This is a genomic window from Yoonia sp., assembly GCF_965660735.1.
Lineage (GTDB): Bacteria > Pseudomonadota > Alphaproteobacteria > Rhodobacterales > Rhodobacteraceae > Yoonia.
Genome location: NZ_CBFIBD010000033.1, coordinates 1 through 14,652, shown reverse-complemented (window position 1 = coordinate 14,652; position 14,652 = coordinate 1). Strand labels below are relative to the sequence as shown.

The following is a 14,652-nucleotide window of genomic DNA, read 5'->3' as shown; positions in this document are numbered from 1 at the left end:
GTCTCCTTACGCTGCCCAGATTTTGCAGAGAGTCGCTTTGGTCTCTTGCATCTGGGTCACTGAATCATAGCCATAGGTTTGTGCTGTGTTGGTGCTTTCGCCCAAAACATAAGGGTCTGCGCCCTCGGGATATTTGTCCCGCAGGTCGACGCCTTCAAGGTGCCCGCCAAAGTGGAACGGCATGAAAGCCACACCGGCCCCCACCCGTTCGGTCACCATTGCCATCACCTTGACCTTGCCGCCTTCGGGTCCTTCGACCCAGACCTGTTCACCATCGCGGACACCCAGATTATTGGCATCGCGCAGGTTGATTTCGACGAACATGTCCTGCTGCAACTCGGCCAGCCATGGGTTTGACCGGGTTTCATCACCGCCGCCTTCGTATTCCACCAGACGACCGGATGTGAGGATGATCGGATACTCTTCCGAGAAATCATTCTCTTGGATCGACTTGTAGAGCGTCGGCACGCGCCAGAACTTCTTGTCTTCGTAGGTGGGATAGTCGGCCACAAGATCGCGGCGGTTGCTGTAAAGCGGCTCGCGATGCAGTGGAACCGGATCAGGGAAGGTCCAGACCACGGCGCGGGCCTTGGCGTTGCCGTAAGGGGCACAGCCATGCTTGATCGCGACGCGCTGAATACCGCCCGACAGGTCGGTCTTCCAGTTGGTATTGGGGCCAGCCACCGCATCGATTGCGGCGCGTTCGTCCGCCGTCAGATCGCCGTCCCATCCCAGGTCCATCAGCATCTGCATGGTGAATTCAGGGTAACCATCCTGAATTTCCGACCCTACAGGATAGACACCTTCGGCCAACAGGTTGTCACCATCGCGTTCCACACCGTAACGGGCGCGGAAACCCATGCCGCCCTGCGCGACGGGAATCGACATGTCATACAGGTTTGCCGAACCAGGGTGGTTCATCTCGGGAGTGCCCCAGCTAGGCCATGGCAGACCGTAGAAATCACCGTCGGCCGGGCCGCCCACCGCCCGCAGCGTCGTGCGGTCGAATGTGTGCTGGTTGGCCATGTGCAGTTTCAAACGCTCGGGGCTTTGACCGGTATAACCGATGGTCCACATGCCACGGTTGAATTCGCGGGTGATGTCCTCGACGTTCGGCTCTCCGCCCTCATCAATCGCGATGTTGCGGAAAATTTTGTCATGGAACCCGAATTTCTCAGAGAAACGCGCCAGGATCGTATGATCGGGCAGCGATTCAAACAGGGGTTCCACCACCTTGTCGCGCCATTGCAGCGACCGGTTGGATGCGGTGACGGACCCGCGGGTTTCGAACTGCGTGCAGGCCGGCAGCAGATACACACCATCGGTGCGGTCCTGCAACACGGCGGACACGGTCGGATATGGATCGACCACGACCATCAGGTCGAGCTTTTCCATTGCCGTCTTCATTTCCTTCTGACGGGTCTGGCTGTTAGGCGCGTGCCCCCACAGAACCATCGCACGGGTGTTGTCGGGCTGGTCGATGTTTTCGCGGTCTTCCAGAACACCGTCAATCCAGCGGCTGACAGGAATCCCGTTCAGGTTCATCATCGAGGTGTCGCCGAACGACGCATCCGAGAACCGGCCCTTGAGCCAATCCAGATCTTCCTCCCAGACGCGCGCCCAGTGGGCCCATGACCCGGGTGCCAGACCATAATAGCCGGGCAGCGTATCGGCCAGAACGCCAAGGTCGGTCGCGCCCTGCACGTTGTCGTGGCCACGGAAAATGTTGGTGCCGCCACCGGCGGTGCCCATGTTACCCAGTGCCAACTGCAGGATGCAGTATGCGCGGGTGTTGTTGTTGCCGTTGGTGTGCTGCGTGCCACCCATGCACCAGATCACGGTGCCGGGACGGTTGTTGGCCAAAGTAAAGGCCACGCGGCGCAGCTGTTCACCCGGCGCACCCGTCACACGCTCGACCTCTTCGGGGGTCCATTTTTTGACCTCGTCCTTGATCTGGTCCATGCCCCAGACGCGGGTGCGGATGAATTCCTGATCTTCCCAACCGTTTTCAAAGATGTGCCACAGGATACCCCAAACCAGCGCCACGTCAGACCCGGGCCGGAACCGGACATATTCATCGGCGTGCGCGGCGGTGCGGGTAAAGCGCGGATCACACACGATCAGCGGGGCGTTGTTTTCTTCCTTTGCCTTCAGCATATGCAGAAGCGAAACGGGGTGCGCCTCGGCGGGGTTGCCGCCGATCAGAAAGATCGCCTTGGAATTGTGGATGTCGTTGTAGCTGTTGGTCATGGCGCCGTAGCCCCATGTGTTCGCCACACCGGCAACGGTGGTCGAATGGCAAATCCGTGCCTGGTGGTCCACGTTGTTGGTGCCCCAATAGGCGGCAAACTTGCGGAACAGATAGGCCTGTTCGTTATTGTGCTTGGCAGAGCCGAGCCAGTAAACCGAATCCGGGCCGCTTTCTTCGCGGATCTGCATCATCTGGTCGCCAATCTCGTTTATGGCCTGTTCCCAGCTGATGCGCACCCATTCGCCGTTTTCTTTCTTCATCGGGTATTTCAGACGGCGTTCGCCGTGGGCATGTTCACGCACCGCCGCACCCTTGGCGCAATGTGCACCCAGGTTGAAGGGGCTGTCCCAACCGGGTTCCTGACCGGTCCAGACGCCGTTGCTGACCTCGGCCAGAACGGTGCAGCCAACCGAACAGTGGGTGCAAACCGATTTGATCATCTGCGCCGCGCTATCGACGGTCTGGGCATTCGCCGCTGTCACAGTGCCGCCCGTCGCCGCAATTGCCGTCAAGCCACCGATTGTCAGACCGGACCCGCGCAGAAATGTCCGCCGGTCCACTGTGCCTTTTGCGGTCGGTGTGTCGATGCTAGCGCGCCGCGCGACCCCATTGGTTTTTTTCTTTAACATGTCTCTCTCCCTTGCTGGCCCCGGATTGTCCGGGCTGGCTGGGTTGCGTTGTTTCGGGCAGTGACCCGAAATTCCTTAAAAACGGGTGCTGGCCAGATAGGCGCGCGTGTGTTCGGTGTCCTGCATCTTGTCCGACGACAGATCGACCGGCTGTGCTGCTGCTGCCGTGCCGGATGTGGCCGCAGCCACCGCCGCCGGTGCCGCAACACCAAGTTTGAGAAAATCGCGACGGCTTGCACCGTCCTTGTTTTCGTTGGCCATGGGACCTCCCCTTTTCTTTCTTAAGGCGGATAATCCGCCGTCTTGTTAACGGATTACTCCGCAATCATGCGAAACGCTTCGCGTTCGATGTCCATCATGTTCCGGCCCACCGCCCCGACCGAGGCGTAGAGAACCGATTTTTTCGCGGCTTCCAGATCATTGAAGAAATGACCGGCCCAAGATCCGATATGTTTGTTAAAGAACTGCTTTTGCATATCCAGATCCGCAGGCGGACCGGCAAAGCGCCCCACGATCATCCCGCCCATCATCTCCATCAGCGACGCGATGTTGTCTTCGGGCTCGAACACGTTCGGCGCACGTCCGATACCGCGCGCGGCCATATCGGCCCGCAAGGCCGCCAGTGGCTTTTCGTTCAGAAACCCGGTCAGGTAGTAGCTGGCAAACGGCAGCAACTCGCCCCGTCCCAGCCCGATGAACAACGCGTTGTATTCGCTGCGCACGGCTTTGGGCCGCGACACGCGGGCCACACGGGCCAGTTGCGTGATCGCCTGCCCAAGCGCGCTGTCATCGCCTTGCAGATCGGCAGTCTGCGCCAGCAGCATTTCGTCGGGCGGCCCCGACAGCATCAGCCCCAGATAGTTGTAAAGATCGGCCCGCAGGCGGTCTTCGGGGCTGATGGGGTCAATGCCGGGCATGACATTCATACGTTAACATCCTGATCAAATTCCAAACGCATCCTGCGCACAACAGGCTGCGGCGCTTCCGCAGCGGTTGTGTCAGCCTTGGCCGCGACAGGCGTGCCACGATCGCATGATCGCAGGTCTTCTTCGGTATCTACATGATCAAGATCAACGCCATCGTCATCCGCGGCCACCAGCGCGTCTTCTGTCTGCCGCGCGACGGCTTCCAGATGGGCCAGCATGCCCTTGCCGACCTGATATGCAGTTTTCATGCCAGGCACGACCGTCGCGGCATCGGTGAAATCGCCATCGTAGTCGTTCAAGCCATCCAGACAGGCCAGCACCGGATTGGTCCGCCACAGCTTGCGCAAGGCCCGGCGGCGCAGATGTTCCGGCACGGCCTTGGACATAAAGCCCTTGATGTCATCGCCCAGTTTCAGGCTGTCAGGATCAGGCAGGTCGAATTTCGCCAGGATTTCTTCGTCTGACAGGTCCTCTTGCGGCTGTTCCTGTGCAACCTCTTCGGCCTCGCGTGCGGCCTCTTTGGCGACCTTCGCCTTGCGACGCGACCAGAAATCGGGGGCTTGTGCTCTCATACGGCCGACCCCTTGCGCTGCGGGGCACGATAGACGTCCGTCAATTGCGCGATGCGCTTGTCACCAATCCCGTTCTCGACACGGTCGGTGCGCTGTTTGTCGCGCCGGCGTTTGATAAAGACTTCTTCTTCGAAAAACCGATCCGTGAAATCGCGCACCCAGCCAATGATCCCGTCAGGCATCGTGACCTTTTCAACGATATCTTCGCCATTATCCGTATAATCCTGCGCCTCAAAGGGGGACGCGGTGACCAACAGAACATCGAACGGTCGCTGCGCGTCGTCGCTGCGGCGCATGACAACGTAAAGCGCCGGCACCTTGGCGGCCAGACCGGCCATATATGCCTCGCACTCTGCGCCATGCAGTTCCAGCGGGCGCGTCGCCGCATGAAACTCTACGGTGTCGCCGATCTCGCGTAGCACCATCCAGTCCGCCTGGGCCGCGCCGGGAATCACTGCGACCGCTTTCCACGCCCACTTGGCCCAGCGGGTGACACCCTGCTTGCGCTGCAAAACAACACCCACCGGCATCGTTTGATATTGGTTTGGATTGTGGATCAAGGTCTGTCTCTTGGCTCTCGGTGTTCCGTAGCATACATCGTGACCTAAAAATTGCCACTGGGAAAGATATTTTTTACAAATGCACTTTGCCGCAATGCAGCACTCTCTGTCGCCATTTCCGGTTTACCTTACCCGCGATCCATGTCTAAACTTTGCCGACTGCGCGCCCGCAGAACCCCAGGAGAAAAACGATGGCCACGCCAGATAATACAACCAAGCAATTGATTATATGTGATTGTTTGGGAAGTCAGGCCATTGACGCGGCCGCGATCGAGAATGCGACAGGGTTGACCTGTTCGAAATTGCATTCTGCATTATGTACACAACAAAGCGAAAATGCGGCACAGGCGATGGGCCGCGGGAACGTCATGATCGCCTGTCAGCAAGAACAGGCCCGCTTCACCGAAATTGCCGCCGAAATCGGGGCGGAATTGCCCGTTTTCGTCGATCTGCGTGATCGGGCCGGCTGGTCGGGTGACAAATCATCGCAGGCCCCCAAAATGGCCGCCCTTGCTGCAGAAGCAGCATTGCGCACCGCAGACCCGAAAGTCCGCGATGTGACGTCGGATGGTGTCTGCCTGATTATTGGCGCGGGCGACGTTGCGCTGCAAGCTGCGCAAAAACTGCAAGACGCGTTGAGCGTGACGCTCTTGCTGACAGATGACACCGATCCCCCCGTGACGGGTGGCTTTGACATCATCCGGGGGCAGTTGACACAGGCCAGCGGCAGTCTGGGCAACTTCAACCTGCGCATCGATGCGGTGCAGGCGCTGGAACCTGGCGGGCGCGGACAGCCGCAGTTCGGCAGCCCGCGTGATGGGGCGAAATCGCAATGCGACATCATCCTTGACCTGACAGGGGACACCCCGCTGTTTTCCGCCCATGAAAAGCGTGACGGCTATCTGCGCGCCGATCCGCGGCATGCCCCATCGGTGGCCGATGCGGTATTCGAAGCCGCGCAAATGGTCGGCACATTTGAAAAGCCCCTGTATGTGCGGCTGGAACCGGCACTTTGCGCCCATTCACGCGCCGAACAGCCGGCCTGTTCCAACTGCCTGAACGCCTGCCCGACCGGCGCGATCACCTCGGCCGGGGATACCGTGGCGATCGATCCGATGATCTGCGCGGGCTGCGGGGCCTGTTCGGCGCTGTGCCCATCGGGCGCAATCAGCTATGACGCGCCGCCGGTCGATCAGACGTTCCGCCGCATCCAGACGCTGGCGGAAACATACCGCAAGGCGGGCGGCGCCAACCCCCGTCTGCTGGTGCATGATGACACCCACGGGATCGAGATGATCCGCCTCGCCGCCCGGTTTGGCAACGGCCTGCCTGCCGATGTCATCCCGCTTGAGGTCTCGGCGCTGGCGGGGTTCGGCCACGCCGAAATGCTCGCCGCCCTTGGGGCCGGATTTGCGTGTGTCGATATCCTGCTGTCCCCCAAGTCTGACCGCGACACGATTGACCGTGAAACCACTCTCGCACAGGCGATCAGCGCCCGCACGATCCGCCTGCTGGACATGGCTGATCCCGATGCGCTGTCCGATCAGCTGTTTGCAGGCCACGATGCACAGGCCATCGCAACGCCGATGCTGCCCATGGGCACGCGGCGGCAAGTCGCCCGCACCGCCGCCAAGGCCCTGACCGACCGGAAAGTGATCCCCCTGCCCGATACCGCCCCCTATGGCGCGGTGCTGGTCGATACCGATGCCTGCACGCTGTGCCTGTCGTGTGTGTCGCTGTGCCCCTCTGGTGCGCTGATGGATAACGAAGACCGGCCGCAGCTGCGATTTCAGGAAGACGCCTGCCTGCAATGCGGGCTGTGCGCCAACATCTGCCCGGAAAAGGCAATTACCCTGCAACCGCAGTTGAACCTGACCGACACCGCCTACGCCCAAGAGGTGCTGCACGAGGAAGAGCCGTTCGCCTGCGTGGAATGCGGCAACCTGTTCGGGGTGAAATCGACCATCGAAAAGATCACCGAAAAGCTGGCCGGCAAACACGCGATGTTCGGAAACCCCGACGCCGCCCGCATGATCCAGATGTGCGACAGCTGCCGCATTCAGGCGCAGTATCATTCCCAGAACAATCCCTTCGCAGGGGCAGAGCGCCCGCGCGTGCGCACATCCGAAGACTATCTGTCAAAGCGCAAGGATCACTGATATTTCCACGATCATTCACAAAACAGGAAAAACGAGATGAGCGAAGATTTCAACATGTCGATGCGCAAATTCCTCAAGCAGGTCGGCGTAACGTCCCAGCAAGCCATCGAAGAAGCGATGCGCGATGCGGATACCGCCGGAAAGACCTATGAAGCCAAAATGGTCCTGACCATTCCCGAACTGGGGCTGGAACATGTCGTGACCGGCAAGATCACCGGAAAGGACGACTGAGTGAGCATCACCCGCGATGCGGTCATTGCGACCCTGAAGACGATCACAGACCCCGTTTCGGGTGATGACATCATGGCCGCCGGTCTGGTCCGCGCACTGAACGTGGACGACGGAAACGTGCGTTTCGTGTTCGAGGTCGCGCCATCAATGGCCGGGCAGATGGAACCCGTGCGCGCCGCAGCCGAGGCCGCATTGAAGCAGATGGATGGTATCGGCGCAGTGTCGGCGATCATGACCGCCCACAGCACCCCCGCCGCCCCGCCCGATCTGAAACCGCAGCGCAGCTCGGAACCCAAAGGCCCGCAAAAGGTGCCGGGCGTCGACCGGATCATCGCCGTGGCATCTGGCAAGGGTGGTGTGGGCAAATCCACCGTTTCGGCCAATCTGGCCTGCGCGCTGGCCGCCGAAGGCCGCCGCGTCGGTCTGCTGGATGCCGATGTTTACGGTCCCTCGCAGCCGCGTATGCTGGGGGTATCGGGGCGACCTGCGTCACCCGATGGCAAGACGATCCTGCCGATGCGCAACCACGGTGTGACGATGATGTCCATCGGGCTGATGCAGAACGATGACCAAGCGGTCGTCTGGCGCGGTCCCATGCTGATGGGCGCGCTGCAGCAGATGATGAACCAGGTGCAATGGGGGGCGCTGGATGTGCTGATCGTCGATCTGCCGCCGGGCACCGGCGATGTGCAGATGACCCTGACGCAGAAATTCGATGTGACCGGTGCGGTGATCGTGTCCACACCGCAGGACGTGGCGTTGATAGACGCGCGCAAGGGGATCGACATGTTCAACCAGTTGGGCACGCCGATCATCGGCATGATCGAGAACATGAGCACGCATATCTGTTCCAACTGTGGGCACGAGGAACACACGTTCGGCCATGGCGGCGTGGCGGCAGAGGCAGCCAAGCTGGGTGTGCCGCTGCTGGCGGAACTGCCGCTGCATCTGGATATCCGGCTGGCCGCCGACGGCGGTGCGCCTATTGTCGTGTCGAAACCCGACAGCACATCCGCGCAGGCGTTTCGCAAGGTCGCACGCGACCTGATCGCAGGCGGCAACGCATGACCGCACCGGTCTTTCCGCCGCTTCTGACCGGTGTTGCCACCGTGGATGAACCGCTTGCGGTCGCAGTGGCGATGGCGTCGGAAGGCTGCGATGCGGGGACATTGGTGTATAACCTTGGCGGGAACGACCTGCGCGCGGCATTTGTTTTCGCGCCCGAGGTGCCGCTGGCGCAGGCGATGGCGATGCTGCCCGCCTGCGGAATCGGGTTTCAGAACGCATTGGGTGCCGTCGCCCCGCCCGAGGTCGGCGTGCATCTGGAATGGGACGGCACGATCCGGCTGAACGGTGCCGTCTGCGGGCGGTTGACGCCGCGTGCGTCTGGCAGCGATCCGGCGATGGTGCCCGACTGGCTTGTCATGGGGCTGCATCTGCAACTCTGGCCGACCTCGGATGATCCCGGTCAGACGCCCGATCAAACCGCGCTATATGCCGAAGGCTGCGCCGATGTGGAGCCTGTGCACCTGCTGGAAAGCTGGGCGCGGCATACGCTTGTCTGGATCAACCGGTGGGACGACGACGGGGTAAAGCCGTTGCACAACGAATTGCAGGGCCTGATGCATGGATTGGGCGATGGCGACTTCATCGGCCTCGATCAGGATTTCGGCCAGTTGCACCGCAGCGGCGAAACGACCACATTGATCCCATTGACCACATTGTTAGGGCACGCATGACCAACCAGTATCTGGCCCGCGCCATCCATTTCGATGACAGCGACATGAACATATTCCACGCGCCCGCGCGCACCGGTGAATGGTGCGTTTCCGGCGGGTTCGAGTTTTCCAACTGGTCGGACGGTGACCTGACCGGCAAGGCCAAACAGGCGTTCAGCAACGGCTGGCTGGGGCTGGAAACATTCGGGCGCGTATCGGTCGTGGCCGTGACCAAGGCGGAACCGGCAGAGGTTATGGCCCTGACCGATGCGCTGGCGGCACATTTCGTCAGCCATTACGGGGCGCCTTCGGTCGATGCGGCACGCGGCGTTGCAGCCGATGAAATTGCGCATATGATGGATCTTTGCGACGGGCAGACGCCCAACACCCTGCTGATGGTGTCACGGGAACTGACGGATGCGGGCGTGCGCGAAGGGTATCGCAGCATTGAACCGCAGGATGCGGGACTGGACCAGTTCGCGATCCACGGATCACTGGACGACGAACCGCATCAGCATTAAAGGACGGGCGCATAAATTTCGCGAAATTTATGCGCCGCGTCAGATATTTACGACGCGGGTTGCGCGTTGAAAGTGAACAGGGTTTCACCGTTGATCGTATAGCTGTTGATCAGCTCTGCGGCACGCGGTGATGTCAGCCAGCCTTCCAGCTGCCCGGCAAGATCGTTCTTCACATGCGCGTGCAGTTCCGGGTTCACCGGAATATAGGCGTATTGGTTGAACAGCACCGGATCGCCCGCGAACAACAGCGCCAGATCGCCCTTGTTGCCGAAATTCAGCCAGCTTGCCCGGTCGGCGAGGATATAGGCGTTCATCCCGGCGGCGGTATTCAACGATGCCCCCATTCCCGCGCCAACGGGCCGATACCAGTCACCGCCACGCTGCACACCTGCCGCATCCCAGAGCGACAGTTCCTTTTTGTGAGTCCCGCTGTCATCGCCACGGCTGACAAAAACCGATTCCGTTTGCGCAATCCGCACCAATGCGTCAGCAGCTGTATCAGCCTCGGCGATGACGGCAGGGTCATCCGACGGCCCGATATAGACGAAATCGTTATACATGATTTCGCGACGGTGGGTGCCATAGCCCTCTGCGACAAACGCCTCTTCGGCGCTGCGCGAATGCACAAGGATCGCGTCCACATCACCCGCCTCGCCCAAGCGCAGCGCCTGGCCGGTGCCGACCACCAGCAGTTGCACATTGATGCCGGTGTCTTGCTTGATCGCGGGCAGCAGGATTTCCGACAGGCCGGAATTGTGGAACGATGTTGTCACCGCCATTTTCATGTCTTCAGCTGCGGCCATACTGCCCGCCAGCCCCAGAACCAGTGCCAGAATACGTTTCATTCGACGATCTCTCCCTTGAGTAATGCGGCCGCCTGCCGCGTTTTTGGCGCATCAAAGAAAGACTTTGCATCCGCCGTTTCGATGATTTTACCGTGCATCAGAAACACGATATCGCTGGCCAGACGCCGTGCCTGCCCGATATCATGGGTTGACATGAGAATACGTGTGCCAGCTGCTTGTGCCGATTTCAAGATTGTCTCAATCTCGCGGGTCGACCGCCCGTCCAGATTGGCACAGGGTTCATCCAGAAAAACGATATCAGGGTTGCGCATCAACGCGCGCGCCAGTGCCAGTTTCTGTTTCTCGCCACCCGACAACTGCGGCGCCTGCTGGTCAAGTGCGGCCCGCAGCCCGACCCGCGCAGCCCAGTCGGCGGCCATTGCATGCGCCTGTGCGCGGGGCATCCCGTGCAGAATCAGCGGATAGGCCAGATTATCGCGCACCGACCGGCGCATCATGATCGGCGTCTGAAACACGAACGCCTGCCTTTGCAAGGTGTCGGCCACCGGCACCTGCCAGTCCACCCGCCCCGCCGCCGGCCGTTCCAGCCCGTGCAGGGCGCGCAACAGCGTTGTCTTGCCCGCCCCGTTTGGCCCCATCATGATGGTAAAACCCTGCCGCGACACGCTGAAATCCACCGGCCCCAACAGGATCTTGCCGCGCCGTTTCACGACGGCGCCTGTCATTGTCAGGGGCAGGATCGGGGTTACCATTTTCCCTCGCTTTCGGTGCGGCCGATCATATGGGTGGCGACGTTCACCGCAATCGCCAACCCGATCAGCACGAACCCAAGGCCAAGTGCGAGCGCGAAATCGCCCTTGCCGGTTTCCAGCGCGATGGCCGTGGTCAGCACGCGGGTGGCGTTGTCGATATTGCCGCCCACGATCATGATCGCGCCAACCTCGCCGATCGCGCGGCCAAACCCCGCCAGCGATGCCGTCATCAGCGCCCGCCGCCCGTCCCACAGCAGGGTCATGATCCGCTGCCGTTTCGTGGTTGAAAAAGAGATCAGAAGATCATGATATTCCGCCCATAAATCGCGGATCGCCTGATGCGCGATCGACGCGATCAGCGGGCTGATGATGATGACCTGCGCAATGATCATCGCGGTGGGCGTGAACAGCAGGCCGAACACCCCGAACGGCCCCGAACGGGACAACAGCAGGTAAACCACCAGCCCCACCACCACCGGCGGCAGCCCCATCAGCGCGTTGAGCAGAGCAATCGTTGCGCGCCGGTGCCGGAAACGGCGGATCGCCAGCCACGCCCCGAACGGCAACCCGATGGCCGACCCGATGACCACTGCCGACAATGTCACCTGCAAGGACCGCAACGTGATTTCCACCAGATCGGGATCAAGCGTCACCACAAGCCAAAAGCCCGCGACCAGTCCCTCCCAGATTTCGCCCATGTCGTCAGCCTGTCAAATGTTGCGCGGTGCAGCGTTTCACGCCGACCAGATATGCGCAATCGCGAAACGGCGCAATCACAACTACCCGCGCAACCCGTGCTGGCTGTTGTGACAGCCCCGCGCATATTGTAGAACATAAGGTGAACATAGATGGGAATCGCTGTGCGTGCATGATCTTGAACATTGCAAAACACGACCCTCGGCAGGCGGCTGCGCCAGTGCAGCGGCATACCCTGTCAGAGGCATTTTCCGCGACCGCAACAGATGCGGGTATCGCGGGTTTTGTGCTATCATACAGCCCGCAGGCCGACGCACCAATCCTCTGGGTGCAGGACCGGTTGTCGCAGCGCGAAACCGGCAGGCCATATCTGCCCGGGTTATCGCGCAAATCCGTGATCCGGGTCGATGTCAGCCGTGCCGCAGATGTGCTGTGGGCGATCGAGGAAGGGTTGCGGTGCAAGGCCCTGTCATGTGTCATCGCCGAAATCTGGGGCGATCCGCCTGCGCTGAATTTTACCGCAACCAAGCGGTTGGCGATCCGTGCAGAGGCCAGCGCAATCCCCTGCTGGCTGATCCGCCGGGCGGCCGCGCCCGATCTGAGTGCCGCGCGCGACCGCTGGCGGATTGCATCGCTGCCATCGCTGCCGCACCCCGACGACCCACAGGCCCCCGGCGCACCCCGCTGGCGGGCGGAATTGTTCCGCGCGCGCGGGCAGCCGCCCGGCACATGGGTGGCGACCTATGACCGCGCGGCGGATCGTGTCGATTTCGCTGCCCCGTTTCGCGATGGACCGGTGGCAACGGGTGATGGAACGGCAGAACGCCGCGCCGCCCGATGACATCGCCGTGGTGCTGGCCACCGAAGGGCCGCATGGCCCGGTGGTTCATGCCACCAATCGTCCCGCGCGACTGACAGGCATCGCCACAGGCGCACGGGTTGTCGATGTCAAGGCGATCTGCCCTGACCTGCGGGTAGAATACGCCGATATTGCGGGTGACAGGGTGGCACTGGAACGGCTGATGCTCTGGGCGCGGCGCTGGTGCCCGTGGACGGTTGTGGACGGGGCGGACGGCCTGATCCTTGATACCACCGGTGCGGATCATCTGCTGGGCGGCGAGGCGGCGATGCTGATTGACATGGAAACCCGTCTGTCCCTGCTTGGCCTGACGGCGCAGCTGGCCATCGCACCCACATGGGGTGCGGCATGGGCGCTTGCCCGGCATGGCCCGGTGCGCGCCATCTGCCCCCCCGACCAGATCGGGGCACGGCTGGCCGCCCTGCCCGTCGCCGGATTGCGGCTTGAGGGGGAAACCCTGTTGCTGCTGCGTCGCCTTGGGCTGAAAACCATTGGTGCACTGGCCGCAGTGCCGCGCCTGTCGCTGACCCGGCGGTTCACACGTGCCCCCTTGCCCGCCAACCCGCTGATGCGGCTGGACCAGGCAATGGGCGATCTGGCCGAACCTGTCGCCAGCCCCAACGCTCCGCCCCGGATCAGCGCACAGGCCCGCCTGCCCGAACCCGTGCAGGACCCCACCGCCTATCTTGCGGCACTTTGCACCGATCTTTGCGCACAGTTGAGGCAGCACGGGCTTGGCTGTCGCCGGTTGTATCTGACGGTCTATCGCACCGATGGGCAGATCAGCACACTTGATGCGGCCACCGCCGCTGCCAGCCACGACCCCACCCATCTGCGGGGCCTGTTCAATGACAAACTTGAACAGATCAATCCCGGCTTCGGCTTTGATCTGATCACGCTCGGGGCGGGCGTTGTGGAACCTGTTCAAACGGTGCAGGTCGGACTGGACGGCAAGGGGCAGGACGATCTGCATCTGCCGTTGCTGATCGACCGGCTGGTGGCGCGGCTGGGTGCGCGGGCCGTGATGGCGCCCCGCCACTACGGCAGCCATATCCCCGAACGCGCCGAAACGCGCGGTGATGTGCTGGCCACTGCCGCGCCGGTGCAGGATGTCCCCGCACGGGACCGCCCCATCCGGCTGCTGTCCCCGCCAGAGCAAGTGCGCGTCGTCTATGCCGTCCCCGAAGGGCCGCCGGCCCAATTCATCTGGCGCCGCCAGACGCACCGGGTTGCCCGTTATGCCGGCCCCGAACGGATCGCGCCGGAATGGTGGACAGACCGCCCCGGCACGCGCCTGCGCGATTACTTCAAGATCGAGGATCACAACGGCACCCGCCTGTGGCTTTACCGCGAAGGGGTGCATGGCGATGGGCGCGGGACCGATCCGCGCTGGTTCGTGCATGGATTGTTTGCCTGATGCCACAGAATGATCACCAACCCCCAAGACGCACCCTTCAAGATGACGGCTTTGCCCCCAATCCGCGTGCCGATTTTGTCGAACTGGGGATCACAAGCTGCTTTTCCTTTCTGCACGGGGCGTCGGATGCCGTCGATCTGGCCGCGACGGCGGCGGCGCAGGGGTATGATGCGATCGGCATTGCAGACCTGAACACGATGGCAGGTGTGGTCCGCCTGCACAGCGCCGCGACCAAGGCCTGTCTGCGACCGATCATCGGCTGCCGGATCGCGCTGGACAGCGGGGCGGCGTTTCTGGCCTATCCCACCGACCGGGATGCCTATGGCAGGCTTTGCGCGCTGCTGTCGCAGGGCAAAATGCGCGATGCGAACGGCGCATGGCAGGCCAAGGGCGCGTGCCACCTGGCGCTGGACGATCTTGCCGCCCATGCGACAGGGGTTCAGCTGATCGCCCTGCCCGACGATGATCCTGACCGTTTTGCAGCCCGCTTGCCGGAACTTGCCCGCACCCTGCCCAGCCTGCGCCATATCGCGGCCAGTTATCTGTATCGCGGTG

16 protein-coding genes are annotated in these 14,652 nt (G+C 61.9%); 8 read left to right on the top strand and 8 right to left on the bottom strand.

The window, feature by feature from the left end; translation table 11 throughout:
- Nucleotides 1-6: 6 nt before the first annotated feature.
- The 5 genes from ACTG4B_RS12010 to ACTG4B_RS11990 all read right to left on the bottom strand — a co-directional run bounded on the left by ACTG4B_RS12010 (nt 7) and on the right by ACTG4B_RS11990 (nt 4,908).
- Nucleotides 7-2,880 carry a formate dehydrogenase subunit alpha gene (locus ACTG4B_RS12010; protein WP_439155940.1) on the bottom strand — a complete coding sequence of 958 codons (2,874 nt, stop codon included), beginning with the start codon at nt 2,878-2,880 and terminating at the stop codon, nt 7-9.
- 75 nt (nt 2,881-2,955) lie between these two features.
- A complete protein-coding gene (locus ACTG4B_RS12005; protein WP_439155939.1) occupies nt 2,956-3,141 on the bottom strand; it encodes a twin-arginine translocation pathway signal protein in 186 nt (61 codons plus the stop codon).
- Nucleotides 3,142-3,194: 53 nt separating this feature from the next.
- Nucleotides 3,195-3,806 (bottom strand): TorD/DmsD family molecular chaperone, encoded by a 612-nt coding sequence (locus ACTG4B_RS12000; protein ID WP_439155938.1) that lies wholly within the window; start codon nt 3,804-3,806, stop codon nt 3,195-3,197.
- Nucleotides 3,803-4,378: a DUF3306 domain-containing protein gene (locus ACTG4B_RS11995; RefSeq protein ID WP_439155937.1), complete on the bottom strand. Its 576-nt coding sequence runs from the start codon at nt 4,376-4,378 to the stop codon at nt 3,803-3,805. Before ACTG4B_RS11995 ends, ACTG4B_RS12000 begins: the two co-directional genes overlap by 4 nt.
- Nucleotides 4,375-4,908: a DUF3305 domain-containing protein gene (locus ACTG4B_RS11990; protein WP_439155959.1), complete on the bottom strand. Its 534-nt coding sequence runs from the start codon at nt 4,906-4,908 to the stop codon at nt 4,375-4,377. Before ACTG4B_RS11990 ends, ACTG4B_RS11995 begins: the two co-directional genes overlap by 4 nt.
- Before the next feature lie 221 nt (nt 4,909-5,129).
- Between ACTG4B_RS11990 and ACTG4B_RS11985 the strand changes: the two genes are divergently transcribed.
- Genes ACTG4B_RS11985 through ACTG4B_RS11965 form a run of 5 tightly spaced genes read left to right on the top strand, consistent with a single transcriptional unit; the run spans nt 5,130 to nt 9,567 of the window.
- Nucleotides 5,130-7,097: a 4Fe-4S binding protein gene (locus ACTG4B_RS11985; RefSeq protein WP_439155936.1), complete on the top strand. Its 1,968-nt coding sequence runs from the start codon at nt 5,130-5,132 to the stop codon at nt 7,095-7,097.
- Nucleotides 7,098-7,133: 36 nt separating this feature from the next.
- A complete protein-coding gene (locus tag ACTG4B_RS11980; protein ID WP_439155935.1) occupies nt 7,134-7,328 on the top strand; it encodes a DUF6494 family protein in 195 nt (64 codons plus the stop codon).
- Nucleotides 7,329-8,396, top strand: a complete 1,068-nt coding sequence (locus ACTG4B_RS11975) for an Mrp/NBP35 family ATP-binding protein (protein ID WP_439155934.1) — start codon at nt 7,329-7,331, stop codon at nt 8,394-8,396. It begins immediately after the preceding gene.
- Entirely contained in the window at nt 8,393-9,067 is a 675-nt protein-coding gene (locus ACTG4B_RS11970; protein WP_439155933.1) for a biotin/lipoate--protein ligase family protein, read from the top strand. Before ACTG4B_RS11975 ends, ACTG4B_RS11970 begins: the two co-directional genes overlap by 4 nt.
- Nucleotides 9,064-9,567 carry a DUF6505 family protein gene (locus ACTG4B_RS11965; RefSeq protein ID WP_439155932.1) on the top strand — a complete coding sequence of 168 codons (504 nt, stop codon included), beginning with the start codon at nt 9,064-9,066 and terminating at the stop codon, nt 9,565-9,567. Before ACTG4B_RS11970 ends, ACTG4B_RS11965 begins: the two co-directional genes overlap by 4 nt.
- Before the next feature lie 47 nt (nt 9,568-9,614).
- On the opposite strand, the gene ACTG4B_RS11960 is transcribed toward ACTG4B_RS11965, so the two are convergent.
- From ACTG4B_RS11960 to ACTG4B_RS11950, 3 genes are read right to left on the bottom strand one after another with little or no spacing between them, the layout of a single operon-like run.
- Nucleotides 9,615-10,412 (bottom strand): substrate-binding domain-containing protein, encoded by a 798-nt coding sequence (locus tag ACTG4B_RS11960; RefSeq protein WP_439155931.1) that lies wholly within the window; start codon nt 10,410-10,412, stop codon nt 9,615-9,617.
- A complete protein-coding gene (locus tag ACTG4B_RS11955; protein WP_439155930.1) occupies nt 10,409-11,125 on the bottom strand; it encodes an ATP-binding cassette domain-containing protein in 717 nt (238 codons plus the stop codon). Before ACTG4B_RS11955 ends, ACTG4B_RS11960 begins: the two co-directional genes overlap by 4 nt.
- A complete protein-coding gene (locus ACTG4B_RS11950) occupies nt 11,119-11,823 on the bottom strand; it encodes an ABC transporter permease (protein ID WP_439155929.1) in 705 nt (234 codons plus the stop codon). The genes ACTG4B_RS11955 and ACTG4B_RS11950 overlap by 7 nt, the downstream gene beginning before the upstream one ends.
- Before the next feature lie 218 nt (nt 11,824-12,041).
- On the opposite strand from ACTG4B_RS11950, the gene ACTG4B_RS11945 reads away from it, so the two are divergent.
- From ACTG4B_RS11945 to ACTG4B_RS11935, 3 genes are all read left to right on the top strand, one after another.
- On the top strand, nt 12,042-12,662 hold the full coding sequence (locus ACTG4B_RS11945; RefSeq protein ID WP_439155928.1) for an ImuA family protein: 621 nt from the start codon (nt 12,042-12,044) through the stop codon (nt 12,660-12,662).
- A complete protein-coding gene (locus tag ACTG4B_RS11940; RefSeq protein ID WP_439155927.1) occupies nt 12,565-14,097 on the top strand; it encodes a Y-family DNA polymerase in 1,533 nt (510 codons plus the stop codon). Before ACTG4B_RS11945 ends, ACTG4B_RS11940 begins: the two co-directional genes overlap by 98 nt.
- Nucleotides 14,097-14,652, top strand: a 556-nt coding sequence (locus ACTG4B_RS11935; protein WP_439155926.1) for a PHP domain-containing protein, incomplete at its 3' end; no start/stop codon positions are given. The genes ACTG4B_RS11940 and ACTG4B_RS11935, both read left to right, overlap by 1 nt.

Coding starts and splice junctions, on each gene's coding strand:
- ACTG4B_RS12005 (WP_439155939.1), bottom strand. CDS start 3,141: ATGGCCAACGAAAACAAGGACGGTGCAAGCCGTCGCGATTTTCTCAAA.
- ACTG4B_RS12010 (WP_439155940.1), bottom strand. CDS start 2,880: ATGTTAAAGAAAAAAACCAATGGGGTCGCGCGGCGCGCTAGCATCGAC.
- ACTG4B_RS11985 (WP_439155936.1), top strand. CDS start 5,130: ATGGCCACGCCAGATAATACAACCAAGCAATTGATTATATGTGATTGT.
- ACTG4B_RS11970 (WP_439155933.1), top strand. CDS start 8,393: ATGACCGCACCGGTCTTTCCGCCGCTTCTGACCGGTGTTGCCACCGTG.
- ACTG4B_RS11980 (WP_439155935.1), top strand. CDS start 7,134: ATGAGCGAAGATTTCAACATGTCGATGCGCAAATTCCTCAAGCAGGTC.
- ACTG4B_RS12000 (WP_439155938.1), bottom strand. CDS start 3,806: ATGAATGTCATGCCCGGCATTGACCCCATCAGCCCCGAAGACCGCCTG.
- ACTG4B_RS11940 (WP_439155927.1), top strand. CDS start 12,565: ATGACCGCGCGGCGGATCGTGTCGATTTCGCTGCCCCGTTTCGCGATG.
- ACTG4B_RS11965 (WP_439155932.1), top strand. CDS start 9,064: ATGACCAACCAGTATCTGGCCCGCGCCATCCATTTCGATGACAGCGAC.
- ACTG4B_RS11995 (WP_439155937.1), bottom strand. CDS start 4,378: ATGAGAGCACAAGCCCCCGATTTCTGGTCGCGTCGCAAGGCGAAGGTC.
- ACTG4B_RS11990 (WP_439155959.1), bottom strand. CDS start 4,908: ATGCCGGTGGGTGTTGTTTTGCAGCGCAAGCAGGGTGTCACCCGCTGG.
- ACTG4B_RS11955 (WP_439155930.1), bottom strand. CDS start 11,125: ATGGTAACCCCGATCCTGCCCCTGACAATGACAGGCGCCGTCGTGAAA.
- ACTG4B_RS11950 (WP_439155929.1), bottom strand. CDS start 11,823: ATGGGCGAAATCTGGGAGGGACTGGTCGCGGGCTTTTGGCTTGTGGTG.
- ACTG4B_RS11960 (WP_439155931.1), bottom strand. CDS start 10,412: ATGAAACGTATTCTGGCACTGGTTCTGGGGCTGGCGGGCAGTATGGCC.